Below are 19751 nucleotides of genomic sequence, written 5' to 3' on the forward strand. Positions count from 1 at the left end.
CAATCTGGCAGAAAACAAGGCTGATGAAGAGGAGCGATTGCGCATCGTGAAAAAAAGTCAGTTTAACCTACGAGATTTATAGCCTTTAATAGCGATGAAATTTTTGCGTGGAGTGTGAAATGCGGAGGCTTTGGGTTCGGGCGGTTGGCCTTTCGATGGCCGCCCTGTCGATGGCCGGGCTGGCGACGCTGGCCGCCGGGACGGCGCAGGCGGCCTATCCCGACCGTCCGGTGCGGATCGTGGTGCCGTTCTCGGCCGGCGGCGGGCAGGACATCTTCATCCGCGTCATCGCCAACAAGGTCTCCGAACAGCTGGGCCAGCCGCTGGTCATCGACAACCGTCCGGGCGCGTCGGGCAACATCGGCGCCAGCACGGTCGCCGCCGCCGCGCCCGACGGCTACACGGTGCTGCTCGGCACGGCGGCGACGCACGGCATGAACCAGGCGCTGTTCAAGAAGCTCGACTTCGACGCGATCAAGAGCTTCGAGCCGGTGGCGCTGGTCGCCGTGGTGCCGCTGGTGCTGGTCACCCACCCCTCGGTGCCGGCCAAGACGACTCCCGAGCTGGTCGCCTACCTGAAGGCCAACCCCGGCACGTTCAACTACGGCTCGTCGGGCACCGGCGCGCCGCTGCATCTGGCCGGCGAGCTGTTCAAGAAGTCGGCGAGGGTGGACGTGGTCCACGTTCCTTACAAGGGCTCGGCCCCCGCCATCGCCGACCTGCTGGCCGGCCGCACCATCCTGCAATTCGACACCTTCGCCGCCACCAACCAGCACGTCGCGGCGGGCTCGCTGAACCGTCTGGCGGTGGCGGGGCCGTCCCGCTCGCACGGCGCGCCGGACGTGCCGACGCTGCTCGAACAGGGCATCCCCGGCGTGGACGCCTATTCCACCAGCGCCATCTTCCTCCCGGCCGGAACGCCGCCGGCCATCGTCGACCGCCTGAACGCGGTGTTCCGCGCCGCCGTCTCCGACCCGTCCTTGGCCGGCAAGCTGGCCGAGATCGGCTTCGACCCGGTCACCGATTCGACCCCCGCCAGCCTGAAGGCGCATGTCGAGGCCGAGATCGCCAAATGGGCGCGCATCGTCGCCGACTCCGGCATCCAGGCGGAGTGAGCGGAGCATGAGCGGCGCCCCTCCCCGCATCGGTTTCATCGGCTTCGGCGAAGTGGCCTCGCACGTGATGCCGGGCCTGCGCGCCGCCGGGCTGACCGACGTGACCGTCTGCGCCCGCCGCCAAGAGGCGCGCGACCGCGCCGCCGGGCTGGGCGCCACGGCCAGCGCCGATATCGCCGCGCTGGCGGACCGCGACGTGGTGTTCGCCTCCGTGCCGGGATTGGCCGCCGTGGACGCCGCCCGGAGCGCCGCCGGCCTGCCGTCGAGCGTCCTCTATGTGGACGTGAGTTCGCTGGACCCCGCCGGCAAGCGCGCGGCGGCCGAGCTGGCACCGGGCGTGTTCGTGGACGCCGCCATCCTCGGTTCGGCGGTCGAGCGCGGCCACCGGGTTCCGCTGGTCGCCTCGGGGCCGGGCGCCGCCCGCTTCGCCGAGCTCTTCACGCCCCACGGCATGGTCATTTCGGTGGTCGGCGAGCGGCCCGGCGAAGCGGCGGCGATCAAGCTGGTGCGCAGCGTCTTCGTGAAGGGGCTCGAAGCCCTCTACGTCGAGGCCTTCGTCGCCGCCCGCCGCCTCGGCGTGCTCGACACGGTGGAGGCCAGCGTCGCCGAGTTCCTCGACGCCCGCCCGGCGAAGGACACCGCCGCGATGCTGCTGCGCTCGCATCTCCTGCACGCCGCCCGCCGGGCCGAGGAATGCGCGCTGTCCGCCCGCATGGTGGAGGAGTCCGGCCTCGACCCGCTGCTGTCCGCCGCCACCGCTACGCTGATGGCCCGCACCGCCGCCCGCATTCCGCACCCCGACGTCGAGGGCCGCCCCACCGTGGCGCAATCCGTTGCCCTGCTCGACGAATCCCTAGGAGACCATCGGTGAAAATCGCCCGCGTCGAAACCTTCCTGTTCCATCCGGGCAGCGGCAAGAACCTGCTGTTCGTGCGCATCGAGACCGAAAGCGGCCTGCACGGCTGGGGCGAGGCCTATGTCTCGGTCAAGAAGGAGAAGGTGGTCGATCAGTATCTGAAGGCCATCGCCTCCTACCTGATCGGCCGCAGCGCCTTCAACATCCGCCATCTCGGCCAGATCCTGTTCGACGACTTCGCCATCCGCCGCAGCTCGGTCGATTTCCTCTGCGCCTGGAGCGCGGTCGAGATCGCCCTGTGGGATCTCGTCGGCAAGAAGGCCGGGCTGCCGCTGCACAACATCCTGGGCGGAGCGGTGCGCGAGAAGGTGCGCGTCTACGCCAACGGCTGGTGGTACGGCGTCGATTCCATCGAGAAGACGGTGGAGCGCGCCCTGGCGGTCAAGGCAATGGGCTACACCGCCCTGAAATGGGATCCCTTCCCCGGCCCTTGGCGCACCTTCGTCTCGTCGGCGGAGGAGGATTACGCGGTCGACAACGTCCGCGCCGTGCGCGAGGCGGTCGGGCCGGAGATGGACCTGCTGATCGACGCCCACCGCCGGGTGGCGCCGCACCACGCGATCCGCGTCGCCCGCCGGCTGGCCGAATTCGGCATCTACTGCTACGAGGAGCCCTGCCTCTCCGACAACATCGATCTGGTGGCCGAGGTCCGGCAGGCCATCGACGTGCCGGTGGTGACGGGCGAGACCCTCTACACCAAGGAGGATTTCGTGCCGGTGCTGGCCAAGCGCGCCGCCGACATCCTCAACCCGGACGTCTGCGCGGTCGGCGGCATCGGCGCGATGCTCGACATCGCCGCCATGGCCCAGCCGCACGCGGTCGCCATCAGCCCGCACAACTACAACAGCACCATCGTCGGTCTGGCGGCGACGCTGCACCTGTCGGCGGTGATCCCCAACTTCACCATCGCCGAGCTGTTCATCAACCTCCAGGAACCCTGCGACGCCATCACGCCCTCGCCCATCGTCATCGAGGAGGGCGGCTGGGCGGTGCTGCCGACCGCCCCCGGCCTCGGCGTCGAGATCGACCGCGAGGCGCTGCTCGCCCGCCCCTACCAGGACTTCCCGCACAAGGACATGCGCCAGTACTGGGAGGAATTCCCGCGCAAGAACTACGTGTGGGGCGTCGCCAACGTCACGCGCTGATCCTTCCCATTCCCTGATCCCCCTTTCCTGATTTCGGGACCCTTTCCCATGCCCCACGTCAACGACCACCGCCGCCCCTCCCCGGACCTCGTCCGCGCCTTCGCCACCGTGGCCGCCGCCACCGCCCACGAGGCGCAGGGCCGCACCGGCGCGCTCGCCTCCGGCGTCAAGCCGATCTATTCCGGCATGCGGCTGCTCGGCCCCGCCTTCACCTGCGAATGCCCGCCGGGCGACAACCTGACCCTGCACGCGGCGCTCAAGCTCGCCAAGCCGGGCGACGTGCTGGTCTGCGCGACCGGCGGCTTCACCGAACAGGGCCTGTTCGGCGACGTGATGGCGAGCTGCGCCAAGGGCAACGGCATCGCCGGGCTGCTGACCGACGGCGGCGTGCGCGACGGCGCCACCATCCGCGACATCGGCTTCCCGGTCTTCGCCCGCGCCCAGTCCATCATCGGCACGGTCAAGGAGAGCCTCGGCCCCATCGGCCGCCCGGTGGTGATCGCCGGGGTCACGGTGAACCCCGGCGACCTGATCATCGGCGACGACGACGGCGTCGTGGTGGTGCCGCTTGAGACGGCGAAAGCGGTGCTGGCCGCCAGCCGCGAGCGCGAGAAGAAGGAGGAGCGCTTCCGCGAGGCGCTGCTCAGCGGCAAGACCACCTGGGACATGCTGAACCTGGACGCCCTGCTGCAAAGCAAGGGCATCGAACTGACGCACTGACGCTTCTCTTGAATTGCGAATGAGCCCCTCTCCCTCGCGGGAGAAGGGCTTCAAGCGACAGCCCCACCCAGTCGGAACCGACACCATGTCCAAACTTCGCCGCGCGCTCCTCGTCGCCGGCCTGCTGGCGCCGCTGGCCGTGCTTGTGACCGGCACGCCGGGCGCGCAGGCCGCCGACGCCTACCCCTCACGGCCGGTCAAGCTGGTCGTCCCCTTCCCACCCGGCGGCTCCAACGACCTGCTGGCCCGCGAGATCGCCGACGCTCTCGCACAGCGCCTGAAGGCCCCCTTCGTCGTCGAGAACAAGGGCGGCGCCGGCGGCGCCATCGGCATCGAGGCGGTCGCCAAGTCCCCGGCCGACGGCTACACCATCCTGGTGGTGTCCAACAGCCTCGTCACCGCCCCGGCGCTCAACCGCCAGCTCCGCTTCGACGCCGTCAAGGACTTCACGCCGATCTCGCTGGTCGCCGAGCTGCCGACCGTGCTGGCGGTGACGCCCGACGTGCCGGGCGCGACGCTGGCCGAGGCGCTGGCCTACATCAAGGCCAACCCCGGCAAGCTGAACTACGCCTCGGCCGGCATCGGCGCGCCGCAGCACCTCTCCACCGAATACCTGAAATCGGCCACCGGTGCCGACATCGTCCACATTCCGCTGCAAGGCCAGGGTCAGATGCTGACCGAGATGCTGGGCGGCCGCGTGCAATTGATGATCGGCGTGTTCAGCACCGCCCAGCCCTATTTCGCCAAGGGCGCGCTGAAGGCGCTGGCCACCGGCGGCGCCAAGCGCACCCCCGCCGCCCCCGACCTGCCGACCATCGCCGAGGCCGGCGTGCCCGGCTACGGCGTGCAGTGGTGGCTGGGGGCGCTGGCCCCGGCCGGGACGCCGCCCGACATCGTCGCCCTGCTCAACCGCGAGATCCTGGCGCTCGGCCAGGACACCGCCTTCCGCGCCAAGCTGGCCGCCGCCGGCATCGACTGGGTCGGCTCTGGCCCGGCCGAGTTCAGCCAGACGCTGGTGAAGGATCTGGCGCTGTGGACGAAAGTGGTCGCTGACGCCGGCATCGAGGCCAAGTGATGGATCCGCAAGTTGAAGCCGAACTGGCCCCCTTCGCGGCCGACCTGCTAGGCCTGCTGCCGCCGGAGATGATCCGGCGCGTCGCCATCCCCCGCCCCTCCGCCGAGCTTATCGCCGGGTACAAGGCGCTGCCCGACCTGACCTCGGTGGTGGCGGACATTCTCGACGATCTCGGCTTCGACACCGCGATCCCCGGCGGGCGGCTGTCCCCGCTCGCCCCGGAGCAGCGGATCGTCGGCCCGGCCGTCACCGTGCGGCAGGCCCGCGTGCGCCGTCCGGCCGGCTATGGCGTCGCCCACCGCCTGGTCCCGCGCCTGGGCGGGCTCGATCAGGTGACGCTGAGCCGTCCCGGCGATGTGCTGGTGATCGACGCCGGGGGCGCCGACGACGCGTCGAGCTTCGGCGGGCTGATGGCGACGGCGGTGCACAGCCGCGGGCTGGCCGGGGTGGTGGTCGACGGCTGCGTGCGCGACGCCGAATCCATGCGGCGCATGGGGCTGGCGGTGTGGTCGCGCGGCCTGACCCCGCGCACCGGCAAGCACCGGTTGGAGATCGTCGAGTTCAACGGCGTGATCGACATCGGCGGCACCCAGGTGCAGGCCGGCGACCTGCTGCTCGGCGACCGCGACGGGCTGATCGCCGTGCCGGCCGATCTTGTGGACGAGGTGTTGCGGCGCGCCCAGGCGGCAACGGCCGGCGAGACGGCGCTGATCGCCAGCGTCCAGCGCGGCGACGCCCCGCGCGACAGCATGTCCGTGCTGCCACCCGAGAAATGGTGAGGGAAAAGTCCATGAGCATCCGAAACACAAGCGACTTCGTGTCCGGTCTGGCGCTGGTCGCCGTCGGCGGCGGCGCGCTCTTCGCCGCCCGCGACTACGCCATGGGAACCGCCTTCCGCATGGGGCCGGGCTATTTCCCGGCGCTGCTGGGCGGGCTGCTGGCCCTGCTGGGCATCGCCATCAGCCTGCGCGCGCTGTGGATCGACGAGGGCAACCGGATGGGCGGAGTCGCGTGGCGGCCGCTGGTGCTGGTGCTGGGCGGGGTGCTGTCCTTCTCGGTGGCGCTGGGCGTGCTGGGGCTGGCGCTGGCCAGCCTGCTGGCGCTGACCGTCTCGGCGCTGGCGACGCACGACGTCCGCCATTGGGAGGTGCCGGTGCTGTCGCTGGGGCTCAGCGGCTTCTCGCTGGTCGTCTTCGTCTACGGGCTCGGCCTGCCCATCAAGATCTGGCCGGTCTGAGCTTAAGGAGCGCGGATGATGCTGAACGACCTGATCCTGGGCTTCTCGGTGGCGGCGACGCCGATCAATCTCTTCTACTGCCTGATGGGGTCGCTGTTCGGCACGCTGGTCGGCGTGCTGCCGGGGGTGGGGCCGGTGGTCACCATCGCCGTGCTGCTGCCCGCCACCTTCGCGCTGGAGCCGACCAGCGCGCTGATCATGCTGGCCGGCATCTACTACGGCGCCCAGTACGGCGGCTCGACCACCTCGATCCTGCTGAACCTGCCGGGCGAGACCTCGTCGGTGGTGACCTGCCTGGACGGCCACGCCATGGCCCGCCAGGGGCGCGCCGGGCCGGCGCTGGCGGTGTCGGCGCTGGGCTCCTTCTTCGCCGGCTGCGCCGCGACGCTGCTGATCGCGCTGTTCTCGCCGCTGCTGGGCGCCATCGCCGTCCGCTTCGGCCCGGCCGACTACTTCTCGCTGATGGTCGTCGGGCTGGTCGGGGCGGTGGTGCTGGCGCAGGGCTCGCTGCTGAAGGCGGTGTCGATGATCGTGCTGGGCCTGCTGCTCGGGCTGGTAGGGACCGACGTCAACTCGGCGGTGTCGCGCTTCGACTTCGGGCTGCCGGAGCTGGCGGACGGCATCAACTTCGTCGTGCTGGCGATGGGGCTGTTCGGGATCGGCGAGATCATCGTCACGCTGGAGCGCCGCAAGGACGAGGAGGGGACCGTCATCCCCCACGGCCGGGTCTGGCCCAGCCGGGACGACGTCCGCCAGTCCTGGAAGCCGGTGCTGCGCGGCACCGCGCTGGGCTCGCTGCTGGGGCTGCTGCCGGGCGGGGGCACCGCGCTCGCCTCCTTCGCCGCCTACGCGCTGGAGAAGAAGCTGTCGCGCTCGCCCGAGCGCTTCGGCAAGGGCGCCATCGAGGGCGTCGCCGCCCCGGAATCGGCCAACAACGCGGCGGCCCAGACCTCGTTCATCCCGCTGCTGACGCTGGGGCTGCCGTCCAACGCGGTGATGGCGCTGATGGTCGGCGCGATGATGATCCACGGCATCACGCCGGGTCCGCAGATCATGACCTCGCGGCCCGACCTGTTCTGGGGCATGATCGCCAGCATGTGGATCGGCAACCTGATGCTGGTGCTGCTCAACATGCCGATGATCGGGCTGTGGGTTCGGCTGCTGCGCATCCCCTACCGCCTGCTCTACCCGGCCATCCTGCTGTTCGCCTGCATCGGCATCTACAGCGTCAGCAACAGCGCCTTCGACGTCGGCCTCGCCGCCGCCTTCGGCCTGCTCGGCTACGTCCTGGTCAAGGCCGCCTTCGAGCCGGCGCCGCTGCTGCTGGGCTTCATCCTGGGACCGCTGATGGAGGAGAACCTGCGCCGGGCCATGACCATGTCGCGCGGCGACGCCGGCGTCTTCCTGCGCGAGCCGGTGAGCCTGGTCCTGCTGCTGCTGGCCGCCGCCCTCCTGGCCCTCACGCTGCTGCCGGCCGTCAAGCGCGGCCGCCAGGAGGTCTTCGTCGAGTGAGCCGCAACAGGGAAACGGTCCGGTTCGTCTGGCAAGCCGTCCGCCGTCCCCCCATGTCCCTCCCCACAAGGAACGAACAGGAGACGAGGGTTATGGAGCAGCGACAGCTTGGCCGGACAAACCTGATGGTGGCTCCGCTCTGTTTCGGGGGCAACGTGTTCGGATGGACCGCCGACGAGGCGACATCCCATCGCCTGCTCGACAGCTTCATGGACGCCGGGTTCAACTTCATCGACACCGCCGACGTCTATTCCGCCTGGGCGCCCGGCAACAGCGGCGGCGAATCCGAGACCATCATCGGCAATTGGATGGCAAGCCGAGGCAACCGGGACAAGGTGGTGCTCGCGACCAAGGTCGGGTCGGAGATGGGGCCCGGCAAGAAGGGACTGTCCCCCGCCTATATCCGTTCCGCCGTCGAGGCGTCGCTGCGCCGTCTGCGAACCGACCGCATCGACCTTTACCAATCCCACTGGGACGACCCCGACACGCCGTTCGAAGACACGCTGGGCATCTACAAGGATTTGATCGATCAGGGAAAAATCCAGGCCATCGGCGCCTCCAACCTCACTGCGGCGCGGCTGCGCGAGGCGTTGCGGACCAGCGAGCGAAGCGGGCTGCCGCGTTATGAAACTCTGCAACCCGAATACAATCTCTACGACCGCAAGGGTTACGAGGCGGAACTGGAAGGAGTGTGCCGGGAAAAGGAGTTGGGCGTCATCAGCTACTATTCGCTGGCCAGTGGTTTCCTGACCGGCAAATACCGCTCCGCCGGGGACGCCGGCAAGAGCGCGCGCGGCGGGAGCGCCGTTTCCAAATACCTGAACGAGCGGGGCCTTGCGATTCTGGACGCGCTGGACGAGGTGGCCGGACAGCACGAGGCGACGCCGGCGCAGGTGGCGCTCGCCTGGCTCATGGCCCGGCCCGGCCTGACCGCTCCGATCGCCAGCGCTTCGCGGGTCGAACAACTGGGTGATCTGTTCGCGGCGGCCCATTTGCGGCTCGATCCCGCGTCGATCGAGCGTTTGAACGCGGCAAGCGCCACCGAATCCGGGAACGGGTAAAAAGGAGCGCGCCGGCTGATCATCCAAGCCGAGGCGCTCACCACCCAAGGCCCCGCCCGCTGTCCGGTCGGTTCGGCCTCGCGCGGGCCGGGCCGCCGGACACTTCCGAGCCGGCGTTGAACCTGCTCTTCCTGTTTCACGAGCGGCCGTGGTCACGGTGCCGTTGGGGCACCCGCTGCTGTTCGCTCGCCGCCTGGGTGGGACAAACACACGCGCGACGATTCACGAAACCCTGGTCGCCGCAGCAAAGGCTCGCCTCCTACGCCACACAGGCAAGACGACTCCGGAGGCAAGGGAGCACAGCCGATTGCACAACTCGCGCGGCGGCAACGACGATCCCTTCCCCATCCGGACAGTGACCTCCGTGCAACACGCCGGCTGCGGCGCGCTCGGCCAAGTCATTCGTAGACAGACATTTCTTGCAGGCCCCGCCGCACCTCTCATATAATAATAATCATTCGCATTTTTGCCGATCCGCACCGATGTTCGCCTCGCTGGAGGACACGGTGCCGGCCGCTGAAGTTGCGTTGCAGAGACCGCCGTTTGGTAGAGGATCCGGCATTATGAATCGAGTCCACGGTAAGGCCGCTTCGCGCCGAACCGCCCACCGCCGCAGCGACATGCGTGTTGCGTCCGACGCCTCCGTTTCCGGCCTGCGCCCGGTCGCGGTGGCGGTTCATCTGGCCGGCGCCATGCTGGCGGGCGGCCTTTTGTTCGCGCCGGCCGCCCAGGCCCAGTCGGCGGTTGCGACTGGGACAGTCAACGCCAATGTGCCGGCAGGCCCTCTGGCCGATTCGCTGAATCGCTTCGCCACGCAGGCGGGGGTCGCCATCGCGGTGGACGCGGAGCAGGTCCGAGGCAAGACCGCGCCGGGGCTGAACGGTGCGACGACGGTGGAGGACGGTTTCCGCCGGCTGCTGGCGGGAAGCGGCTACCAGATCGGACGCACGGCCTCGGGCTACACGCTGGTCGCGCAAGGCGCCGCGCCGGCCGCAGCGGCCGGTGGAACGGTGTTGCCGGCCCTGCAGGTCACGGCCAACTCCGCGCCGCTTCCGGGCGAACTCCAGCGTCCCTACGCCGGCGGTCAGGTGGCGCGGGGCGGCTCCCTGGGGCTGCTCGGCTCCCGGAACGTCATGGACACGCCGTTCAGCACGGTCAACTACACCTCCCAGTTGATCGAGGACCAGCAGGCGCGCACGGCGGCCGACACGTTGATCAACGATTCGTCGGTGCGCACCACCACCGGCAGCAACGGTTTCGACGACACCTTCCAAATCCGCGGCTTCGCCGTTTCCGCCACCGACGTCGGCTTCAACGGCATGTACGGTCTGGTGTCGCAGAACCGCGTGCCGGCACAGATCATCGAACGCATCGAACTGCTCAAGGGACCCGGCGCGCTCGCCAACGGCATCAACCCCAGCGGCAGCATCGGCGGCGGCATCAACATCCTCAGCAAGCGCGCCGGCGACGAGCCCCTCACCCGCGTGACCACCACCTACCAGAGCGACGCCAACTTCGGTCTCAGCGTGGACACGGGACGCCGCTTCGGAGAGAACAAGGAGTGGGGCGTCCGCTTCAACGGCCTGCTGCGCGGCGGCGAGGGCTCGATCGACGGCGGCGACGTGCGCACCGGCCTCGGGTCGCTGGGGGTGGACTACCGGGGTGAGCGCGTGCGCTGGTCGCTCGACGCCATCGTGCAGCGCGACAGCACGGATAATTTCCGTCCGCAGATCAGCCTCCTGCCCACCACGACCGCCATCCCGTCACCGCCGGACGCGCGGAGCAACTGGTATCCGGGCACGACGCTGGTCCAGAAGGACACGACGGTCGCCTCGAACATCGAGTTCGACGTGACCGACTGGCTGACCGTCTACGCGGGCCTCGGCTATCGTGACGGCTCCAACGATCAGGTCTTCCCGTCCTCCACCACGGCCGTCAACGCGCTCGGCAATTTCGTGGTCCGCAACGCCTACTACGACTCCTACACCGAGACGACCAGCGGCATGGCCGGAACGCGCTTGCGCTTCGACACGGGGCCCGTCCACCACTCGGTCAACGTCGCCTTCACCGGTTTCCAGCAGGAAGGCGGCAACGCCTACATCCAATCGGCCGGCAGCGCCGCGAGCAACATCTACCGGCCCTCGCGGCTTCCCGTCATCACCGCCGCGCGCACGGACCCGAGGAAGGCGTCCGAAACGACGCTGACCAGCGTCGCGGTGGCCGACACGATGTCCTTCCTGGACGATCGCATCCTGTTGACGCTGGGCGTGCGCGACCAGAACGTGACCGTGAAGAGCTACAACACGGCCACCGGCGCGCTGACCAGCAAATACGACGCCAGCGCGACGACGCCGCTGGCCGGCTTGGTGGTCAAGCCGCTGGACTACGTCTCGCTCTACGCGAACTACGCCGAGGGGCTGACGCGCGGCACCATCGTCGGCGCCGGCTACGCCAACACCGGCGCGGTGCTCGCCCCGTACAAGTCCAAGCAGTACGAGGCCGGCGTCAAGGTCGATTGGGGCACCCTCACGACCACGGCGGCGGTCTTCCAGGTGTCCAAGCCGAACTCGGTCCGCACGGCCTCCAACGATCTGGCCTATGACGGCGAGCAGCGCAACCGCGGCCTGGAACTCTCCGCCTATGGCGAGATCCTGCCCGGCCTGCGCGCCATGGCCAGCGCGACCTTCCTGAAGCCGGAGCTGACCCGCACGGCCGTCGCGGCCGAACAGGGCAACGACGCGGCCGGCGTGCCGGACAAGACCTTCTCCGGCGGCCTCGACTGGACCACGCCGTGGGTGCCCGAACTGTCGCTCAACGGGCGGGTGATCCACACCTCGGGGTCCTACCTGACCGCCGCCAACACCTTGCGCTTCGACAGTTGGACCCGCGTCGACATCGGCGCCCGCTACAACACCGAGGTGGGTGGCAAGCCGGTCGCGCTGCGCGCCAACGTCGATAACCTGTTCGATAAGAACTACTGGCTCACGACCGGCACCTACGTGACCGTCGGCGCGCCGCGCACCGTGGTGCTGTCCGCCTCCGTCGATTTCTGACGCCCCACATTTTCCGGTTGGATTTGCCATGACCAAACTTTCCATCGCCCTCGCCGCCGCGCTGAGCTTCGCCCTGCCGGCGCAGGCCCACCAGATCTGGATCGAGCAGCCCGACGGCGGAAACGCGACGGTCCGCTTCGGGGAGTTCGGCGAGAACCTCCGCGAAGCCTCGCCCGGCCTGCTCGACAAGTTCGTCAAGCCGGCCGGCACGCTGGTCTCCGCCAAGGGCGAGCAGAAGGCCGACGCCGCCAAGGCCGCCGACGGCTTCACCCTGCCCTTCAAGGCGGCCGGCGGCGAGAGCATCGTCGCCGAGGACGCGCAATATCCGCTCTACACCTGGAAGCAGGGCGACAAGGACACCACCAACTGGTTCCACCCCGCCGCGCGCCTGATCACCGGCTTCGCCGAGCAGCCGCCCAAGCTGGCGCTGGATCTGGTGCCCGCCGGCAAGCCGGGGCAATTCAAGCTGTTCTTCAAGGGCCAGCCCAAGGCCAAGACCAAGGTGGCGCTGGTCACCCAGTCGGGCTGGGCCAAGGAAGGCCACACCGACGAGCAGGGGCTCGTCGAGTTCGACATGCCTTGGAAGGGCACCTACGTGGCCGAGGTCAGCCTCAACGAACGCACCCCCGGCGAGCGTCCGGGCGCGAACGGTGCGGAGAAGTACGACGGCGTGAGCTACGTCACCACGGTGACCTACGTCCACGCCGACGGCTTGGCGCCGGTCCCCGCTGGGCCGGCGGCAGCGCCCGGCAAATGATCTCCGTGGCCGGTAGGGTCCGCAACGTCGGGCCGCTTCTCTCGCGCATCGCCGCCGCCCTGTTCGGCGGTTATGCGCTGGCCGCGCTCGCCAGCGTGGCGGTGCTGGCGTTGCCCATGAGCAAGCCGCAGGCCGTGCTCACGGGCATGCTGGCAAGCTTCGCGATCTACGCCGGGGCGGTGATCTGGGTCTTCGCGGTGCGCAGCGCGCTCCGCGCCTGGACCGGCCTTCTTGTCGTGGCCGCGCCGCTGCTGCTGGCGGCGTGGTCGGTCTGGTAACGAGGAGCGCCGCTGTGAAAACGGTCCAAGAGCCGCGCCCCGCCGGCCAAGGCATCCGCCAGAGCATGTCCGACCTGCACACCTGGGTCGGACTTCTGCTCGGCTGGGTTCTCTACGCCATGTTCCTCACCGGGACCGTGGCCTATTTCAAGGACGAGCTGTCCCAATGGATGCGCCCCGAGCTGGCGCACCAAACCGAATTGCCCGATCAAGCGGTGGTGGCCCAGCGCATCGCCGACGAGCTCGGCACCGTCGCGCCCGGCAGCCCGCAATGGAGCATGCGCCTGCCGGACGGGCGCAACAACAGCGTCTACGCCTTCTGGCGCACCGCCACGGGCACACCGGGCCAGCGCGGCTTCGGCGAGGCCAACTTCGACCCCGCCACCGGGCAGAAGGTGACCGCGCGCGACACGCTGGGCGGCGACTTCTTCTACCGCTTCCACTTCCAGTTCCACTACATGCCGGTGATCTGGGGGCGGTGGATCGCGGGCGTCGCGGCCATGTTCATGCTCGTGGCCATCGTCAGCGGCGTCATCACGCACAAGAAGATCTTCGTCGACTTCTTCACCTTCCGCTGGGGCAAGGGACAGCGCTCGTGGCTCGACGCGCACAACGCGGTGTCGGTGTTCGGGCTGCCCTTCCACTTCATGATCACCTACACCGGTCTGGTCACGTTGATGGCGCTGTACATGCCGTGGGGCGAGCAGGCGGCGTTCAAGACGCCGGCCGAGCGCCAGCAGCTCAACGCCGAACTCAGCGCCTTCATCCAGCCGGGCAAGCCCAGCGGGCAGGCGGCACCGCTGGCTTCGGTCGAGGCGATGGTGCGGCAGGCCCAGGAACGCTGGGGCCGCGACAACGTCGGCCGCGTCACCGCCACCCATCCCGGCGACGCGGCGGCGCGGGTGGCCGTGGCGCGCGGAGAGGCCGGCCGCGTCTCCATGAGCCCACAATACCTGGAATTCGAAGGCACCACCGGCCGGCTGTTGGCGGTCCACGAGGGCGTCGGGGCGGCGGCCGAGACTCGCGGCGTGCTCTACGCGCTGCATCTGGGGCGCTTCAGCGACAGCGTGACGCGCTGGCTGTACTTCCTGGTCAGCCTCGCGGGCACGGCCATGGTGGGCACCGGGCTCGTGATGTGGATCGTGAAGCGGCGGCAGAAGCTGCCCGATCCGGAACGGCCCCATGTCGGCTTCCACATCGTGGAGCGGCTGAACATCGTGACCATCGCCGGCCTGTCGGTCGCCATGACCGGGTTCCTGTGGGCCAACCGCCTGCTGCCTCAGGATCTCGTGGCGCGCGCCAACTGGGAGATCCACGTTTTCTTCATCGTCTGGCTGTTGACGCTGGCGCACGCCGTGCTGCGTCCGGCCAAGAAAGCCTGGGTCGAGCAGCTGTGGGCGGCGACCGCGCTGCTGGCGCTGCTGCCCATCCTCAACGCGGTCACCACGCAACGGCCGCTGTGGCACAGCCTGGTCGAAGGCGACTGGGTGTTCGCCGGCACGGATCTCATGTGCTGGGTGCTGGCCGGGCTCCACGCGGCGTTGGCGATACGCACGGCCAGGCACCGGCCCAAGCTTCGATCCACGCGCAAGCCGAGCCGGGAGCCCGTGACCACCAGCGCCACGCTGCGCAAAGGAGAAGCATGAGTCACCCACTGTCTTTCATGCTGTGCTTGGCGGGCTTCACCGCGCTGGCTTTCGCGATGGATCGCCAGCAGCACGACCTCATCGGACGGTCGCTGCCGGCGTCCGTCACACGCGCCCTGCGCATCGCCGGGGCCTGCGCTCTGCTGCTGGCGCTGGGCGTTCTCGTTGCTTGGCAGGGTTGGGGGCTTGGCCTCGTGATGTTCAGCGGCCACACCAGCTTGACCGCCGGCATCGTGCACGTCACGCTCATCGGATCGGCAAGGGTGTATGCACGCGCATCGAAGCACTGATCAGATGAAACGGTTCGCGGCTGGCCTCCCTTCGCCACAGCCATCACGTCGGCTTCGAGCGGTTGTCGCGGATGCTCCAGGAACTGTTCGGGCTGACCACTCCGAAGGCGCCAACGGCTTCCGATGAACCTGGAGGCCGGGCGTGCATGCCGGCTATCGATCCGTCAGCGGGACCGCTCGCTTGCAAGGCCAGTCCGCCTGGAACGCCATCCAAGACCTCGTCGATGGCACCTTCGCCCTCGCCTGAACACCAGCGTTGCCAGCCACGTGAGCGATTACGGAGGAACAGCCCCATCGCAAAAAATATTTCCATCGAAAAGACATCAGATGAAATGTCTTAGCACCTTCATTTTGATGAAATCAGAAATGTTTCGATGTAATATCGATTCATATATTTATATTTTCCTTATTGATAAAATATTTAATGTAATACGCTCTGAAAGTCCTTATATATTATTTAAGTTCAGGAGATAAAACATGAAGAATTCAGATAGCACGTCCTATATATACCGATACAGCGTTGCCGAGGGAAACGTAAGCGAACTTAGCGGACAACTCCTGATCCTCAATCAGGATATCGGGCATTTTCGCAGCCGCGGCACGTCGCCGGCGATGATGGCATCCATGATCGCGCGCATCGGCGAGATCGAAACGGCGATTGCGCGTGCGACAATCCTACAGGATCAAAAGCGTCTCCAGAGCAAGCCCGCTGTCGCGTCCAACGCGGCTCCGGTTTCGGACCGCGGCCGGGCCGGGCAGGATTTCTTGGCAAGCCCGGCCGGACGACACGGGTCCTGACACCGGAAAGGACGGTTACGCTGCCGCTTCGAACAGGAACTCGCGGGCCGGATGAATGACCGGATCCTCATCTGGACGTTGGCTCATAGCCAACGAGGTGGCGCAACTCATTTCGACAGCCTCGTGAGCCGTTGCATGTCGTCGTCCTGCGCCGCCATCTCGTAACCTTCCCCTTCGAGAAAGTCCCTGTTCGCCGGCCGAAACGGAACCACCGTCCGCCCTGTTGAGCCTATGGACCGAGACGGGCTGGACACCCGCAGAGGCGGGAGGTCGCCACGTCTCACGTTCCGGAGGAACTTTCATGAGAGCGTTGGTTTGGCACGGCACTGCCGACATCCGTTGCGACACGGTTCCCGACCCCGGCCTTGAACATCCGCGCGACGCCATCGTCAAGGTGACGTCCTGCGCCATCTGCGGCTCCGACCTGCATCTCTACGACCACTTCATGCCCGGCATGGAGAAGGGCGACATCATGGGCCATGAGTTCATGGGCGAGGTCGTCGAGGTCGGCAGCGAAGCCAAGAGCGCGCTGAAGGTCGGCGAGCGGGTCGTCGTCCCCTTCACCATCTGGTGCGGCGACTGCGACCAGTGCAAACGCGGCAACTATTCGGTCTGCGAGCGCTCCAACCGCAACAAGGCGACAGCCGACAAGCTGTTCGGCCACACCACCGCCGGCCTGTTCGGCTACACCCACCTGACCGGCGGCTACGCCGGCGGCCAAGCCGAATATGTCCGGGTGCCCTTCGCCGACCGCACCCACGTGAAGATCCCTTCGGGGCTGAGCGACGAGCAGGTGCTGTTCCTGGGCGACATCTTCCCGACCGGCTGGCAGGCGGCGGCGCAGTGCGACATCCAGCCCACCGACACGGTGGCAGTGTGGGGCTGCGGCCCGGTCGGCCAGATGACCATCCGCAGCGCGCTTCTTCTGGGCGCCAAGCAGGTCATCGCCATCGACCGTGTGCCCGAACGCCTGTCGATGGCCAAGGCCGGCGGCGCCGTCACCATCAATTTCGCGGAGGAGAGCGTCGTCGAGCGGTTGAACGAGCTGACCGACGGCAAGGGACCCGAGAAATGCATCGACGCGGTCGGCATGGAGGCGCACGCCACCGCCACGCTGGATTCGTTGTACGACCGGGCCAAGCAGGCGCTGATGTTGGAGAGCGACCGGGCGCATGTGCTGCGCGAGATGATCTACGTCTGCCGCCCAGCCGGCACGCTGTCGGTCCCCGGCGTCTACGGCGGGCTAATCGACAAGTTCCCGTTCGGCATGTCGATGAACAAGGGTCTGACGTGGCGGATGGGCCAGACCAACGTCAACCGTTGGACCGACGATCTGCTGAACCGCATCCAGGAAGGGCAGATCGACCCGTCCTTCGTCATCACCCACACCGTGGGCCTCGATCAGGGACCGGAGATGTACAAGACATTCCGCGACAAACAGGACGGCTGCATCAAGGTCGTGCTCAAGCCTTAAGGGGACAAGTCATGGCCTATTATCGCAGAGGATCCTCCGCTGACGCGATGGCGCGTGGCATGGGCTGGTTCAGCCTCGGGTTCGGAGCGGCCGAACTGGTGGCCGGTCGCGGCATCGCCCGTTGGCTGGGGATGGAGCAACACACTGGCCTGATCCGTGCCTATGGGGTGCGGGAGATCACCGCCGGCGTTGGGCTGCTGGCGATGGGCGATCCCAAGCCGTGGATGTGGGCGCGCGTCGCCGGTGACGTGCTCGACATCGCCACCTTGGCGACCGGGCTCAACGACGACAATCCGCGACGACGCAATGTCGAGCTTGCGCTCGGTGCGGTGGCGGTGGCGACGGCGCTCGACGTGCTCGGCAGCGGGATGCTGCATCGGGAGGAAGAGGAAGCCCTGACACCGCCGCACGACTACAGCGACCGCAGCGGCCTGCCCCGCGCGCCGGACGCCATGCGCGGCAGCGCCAAGGACGCGCCGATCCCGGACGAACTGCGGACCCCGAAAATCCTCCAGTTCCATCCGATTGGAATGGGGTGAACCAATCCGCCGATGCAGACGGTGCCGGTTGAAGCCTACAGCTTTTGCCGGCAGTTCGGCAGCGCCATCATGACGAAAATCTTTGATAATTGGACTACGTTTTGAAAAAACGAAAAATATCCAAGCTTATAAAGCGATAAACCGATCATATTATTTATTATATGAAATCATATCTTCAATTCAATTGGGAAATTCTCAAAAATTCTTGGGAATTCTATATTTTTTCCTGAATCCATTCGGAATTTCGATATTTTGTTTCTTTTTAATTTAGGAGAATCCGTCTCTAATCATCGATGTCCTTGACAGCAATTCCAGCAAGGCGCTTACGCTGTTTACACAGAACACCGCTTACGTTGGTCATCGTACTGTATGGCGATCTGGCGACGATGCTCAGCTTCGCGGCGCATACGAAAAAGCCCGATCTCAGTAGGGAGACCGGGCTTTCCTGCGATCCGGCATTGCCTGAGCGTGCCACCTGCCGCTGTTTCAACGCGCCCGACCCGGCCAAGCCCCATTCAACGACACCGCCATGTCAATCGGCTGCCGTCGTAGGGCAGCACCACCGGCACCGTCAACTTGTTGGCCCTTCCGTTGCCTGGGCTGGCGGATCGGGCATCGCTGAATAAGGGTCCGTTGGTGCGGGCCTCCACCCACAGAACAGGGTCAAATCAATGGCCCCTGTGTCCGGACGATCATCGACGACGAAAGCGCAGCGAAGCGACCATCGCCCGCACCGGCTCGTCCCAACGACCGGGGGACGTCTGCCGGTGAAGCGTGACAGCCGGGTACCAGGGGGTATCGCCACGCTTCAGCAGCCAGCGCCAGTCGGGGGCGAAGGGCAACAGGATCGATGTCGGCACGCCCATCGCCCCGGCCAGATGCGCGACGGCCGTGTCAACGCTGACCAGCCGGTCGAGGCTCTGGAGGATGGCCATGGTGTCGTCGAAATCGCCGATCCCAGCCCCCAGGTTGACCAGGGGGGCCTTGCCGAAATAACGGCCGATCTCGGCCTGCGTCGGCCCGACCTGAAGCGAGACCAGGGCCACCTTGTCCAGATCGAACAGAGGCTTCAGCTGTTGCAGGCGCATGGAGCGGTTCTGGTCGTTGCCATGGCTGGGGCGTCCGGCCCAGACCAGCCCGATCCGTTGCATCCCCTTGGGCAGCAGCCCGTCCAGGCGCTCCTTCCACCAAGCGGCCCGCTCCGGATCAGCATGGAGATAGGGGATTTCGGCGGGGATGGTCGCCAGCGTGGTGCCGAACAGCCGGGGCAATCCCGACAGCGGGCACCAGCGGTCGAAATCCGGCAAACTCTCCCAATCCTGATGGCACCGGCGACCGCCCGACACCTGCCGAAGGATCGGCAGGGTTTCCGGGCTGCCGGCGATCACGAAGTCGGGGCAGAGACGTTCCGCCAGCGGGATGTAGCGGGCGAATTGGACGACGTCGCCGAAGCCTTGGTCGGCGATCAGAAGCAGCCGCTCCGACGGCATCGGCCGGCCGTCCCACGGTGGGCGCGGCACCGGCCGCCCGGACTCCAGCAACGAGGGCGGTACCGGCGGCGGCACGCCGGGCAGGCGGAAGCGCCACTCGTACTCCTGCCAGCCCTCCGGGAAGCACCCGGACAGCAACAGCCCTTCCGCCAGTTCGAAATGCGGCCCCGGCACCTCCGGGGCCAGCCGGACGGCGCGCCGTTCCCACAGGATCGCCCGGTCGATCTCCAGCCGGTCGTAATAAACGATTCCGAGGTTGTAGAGGATGTCGAACCGATCCGGTTCGAGGGCGGCGGCCAGACGACCATGCGCCAGAGCCTCCTCCAGCCGGCCCCGGCGCCGCAACGCCTCGCACAGGTCATTGTGAGCGGCGGCGTGCCCGGGAGCCACATGGACCGTCCAGCCGAAGCGCCGCAGCGCCTGGTCGGACCGCCCGGACAGATGGGAAGCGACTCCCGCCAAGCCGAGCGCGCGGGGATCGGCCGGGGCGAGCGCGATGGCGCGTGACAGCCGGAGATCCGCCGCCTCCGGGTTGCCGTCACGCAGCAGCCGCTCCGCATCGTCCAGCAGTTTCGGACCGTCCGCTGGAGCCAAGGAAGCGAACAGGGCGGATGGGAGGGTGGGGTTGCCCATGGGGTCGTGTCC

18 protein-coding genes are annotated in these 19751 nt (G+C 67.6%); 17 read left to right on the forward strand and 1 reads right to left on the reverse strand.

Going from position 1 to position 19751, the window contains the following annotated elements; genetic code table 11:
• Positions 1 to 155: 155 nt before the first annotated feature.
• From EJ913_RS26755 to EJ913_RS26840, 17 genes are all read left to right on the forward strand, one after another.
• Entirely contained in the window at positions 156 to 1115 is a 960-nt protein-coding gene (locus EJ913_RS26755) for a Bug family tripartite tricarboxylate transporter substrate binding protein (RefSeq protein ID WP_211099045.1), read from the forward strand.
• Positions 1116 to 1122: 7 nt separating this feature from the next.
• A complete protein-coding gene (locus EJ913_RS26760; RefSeq protein WP_185909953.1) occupies positions 1123 to 1986 on the forward strand; it encodes a DUF1932 domain-containing protein in 864 nt (287 codons plus the stop codon).
• Positions 1983 to 3176: a mandelate racemase/muconate lactonizing enzyme family protein gene (locus EJ913_RS26765; RefSeq protein WP_127003700.1), complete on the forward strand. Its 1194-nt coding sequence runs from the start codon at positions 1983 to 1985 to the stop codon at positions 3174 to 3176. The genes EJ913_RS26760 and EJ913_RS26765 overlap by 4 nt, the downstream gene beginning before the upstream one ends.
• A gap of 48 nt (positions 3177 to 3224) precedes the next feature.
• Positions 3225 to 3896 (forward strand): 4-carboxy-4-hydroxy-2-oxoadipate aldolase/oxaloacetate decarboxylase, encoded by a 672-nt coding sequence (locus EJ913_RS26770; protein WP_127003702.1) that lies wholly within the window; start codon positions 3225 to 3227, stop codon positions 3894 to 3896.
• A gap of 85 nt (positions 3897 to 3981) precedes the next feature.
• Complete coding sequence (locus EJ913_RS26775) at positions 3982 to 4971, forward strand: Bug family tripartite tricarboxylate transporter substrate binding protein (protein WP_185909954.1); 990 nt, start codon at positions 3982 to 3984, stop codon at positions 4969 to 4971.
• Positions 4971 to 5750: an RraA family protein gene (locus tag EJ913_RS26780; protein WP_244939502.1), complete on the forward strand. Its 780-nt coding sequence runs from the start codon at positions 4971 to 4973 to the stop codon at positions 5748 to 5750. Before EJ913_RS26775 ends, EJ913_RS26780 begins: the two co-directional genes overlap by 1 nt.
• 11 nt (positions 5751 to 5761) lie before the next feature.
• Positions 5762 to 6208, forward strand: coding sequence for a tripartite tricarboxylate transporter TctB family protein (locus EJ913_RS26785; protein WP_185909955.1), 447 nt, complete (start codon positions 5762 to 5764; stop codon positions 6206 to 6208).
• 15 nt (positions 6209 to 6223) lie between these two features.
• Positions 6224 to 7720 carry a tripartite tricarboxylate transporter permease gene (locus EJ913_RS26790; protein WP_127003710.1) on the forward strand — a complete coding sequence of 499 codons (1497 nt, stop codon included), beginning with the start codon at positions 6224 to 6226 and terminating at the stop codon, positions 7718 to 7720.
• A 92-nt stretch (positions 7721 to 7812) separates the two neighbouring features.
• Positions 7813 to 8781, forward strand: coding sequence for an aldo/keto reductase (locus EJ913_RS26795; RefSeq protein ID WP_127003712.1), 969 nt, complete (start codon positions 7813 to 7815; stop codon positions 8779 to 8781).
• Positions 8782 to 9401: 620 nt separating this feature from the next.
• Positions 9402 to 11834 (forward strand): TonB-dependent receptor, encoded by a 2433-nt coding sequence (locus EJ913_RS26805; protein WP_244939503.1) that lies wholly within the window; start codon positions 9402 to 9404, stop codon positions 11832 to 11834.
• 28 nt (positions 11835 to 11862) lie between these two features.
• Positions 11863 to 12591 (forward strand): DUF4198 domain-containing protein, encoded by a 729-nt coding sequence (locus tag EJ913_RS26810; protein WP_127003715.1) that lies wholly within the window; start codon positions 11863 to 11865, stop codon positions 12589 to 12591.
• Entirely contained in the window at positions 12588 to 12869 is a 282-nt protein-coding gene (locus tag EJ913_RS26815; protein WP_127003717.1) for a DUF3649 domain-containing protein, read from the forward strand. The genes EJ913_RS26810 and EJ913_RS26815 overlap by 4 nt, the downstream gene beginning before the upstream one ends.
• A gap of 14 nt (positions 12870 to 12883) precedes the next feature.
• Positions 12884 to 14515: a PepSY-associated TM helix domain-containing protein gene (locus EJ913_RS26820; RefSeq protein WP_244939504.1), complete on the forward strand. Its 1632-nt coding sequence runs from the start codon at positions 12884 to 12886 to the stop codon at positions 14513 to 14515.
• Positions 14512 to 14805, forward strand: coding sequence for a DUF3325 domain-containing protein (locus EJ913_RS26825; protein WP_127003719.1), 294 nt, complete (start codon positions 14512 to 14514; stop codon positions 14803 to 14805). Before EJ913_RS26820 ends, EJ913_RS26825 begins: the two co-directional genes overlap by 4 nt.
• A 477-nt stretch (positions 14806 to 15282) precedes the next feature.
• Entirely contained in the window at positions 15283 to 15603 is a 321-nt protein-coding gene (locus EJ913_RS26830) for a hypothetical protein (protein WP_127003721.1), read from the forward strand.
• A gap of 301 nt (positions 15604 to 15904) precedes the next feature.
• Positions 15905 to 17077, forward strand: a complete 1173-nt coding sequence (locus EJ913_RS26835; protein WP_127003723.1) for a zinc-dependent alcohol dehydrogenase — start codon at positions 15905 to 15907, stop codon at positions 17075 to 17077.
• An 11-nt stretch (positions 17078 to 17088) separates the two neighbouring features.
• Entirely contained in the window at positions 17089 to 17616 is a 528-nt protein-coding gene (locus EJ913_RS26840) for a cyclase dehydrase (protein ID WP_127003725.1), read from the forward strand.
• 692 nt (positions 17617 to 18308) lie between these two features.
• Here the strand turns inward: EJ913_RS26840 and EJ913_RS26850 are convergent.
• Positions 18309 to 19739, reverse strand: a complete 1431-nt coding sequence (locus EJ913_RS26850) for a tetratricopeptide repeat protein (RefSeq protein WP_127003729.1) — start codon at positions 19737 to 19739, stop codon at positions 18309 to 18311.
• Positions 19740 to 19751 lie beyond the last annotated feature (12 nt).

This window comes from Azospirillum doebereinerae, assembly GCF_003989665.1.
Classification (GTDB): domain Bacteria; phylum Pseudomonadota; class Alphaproteobacteria; order Azospirillales; family Azospirillaceae; genus Azospirillum; species Azospirillum doebereinerae.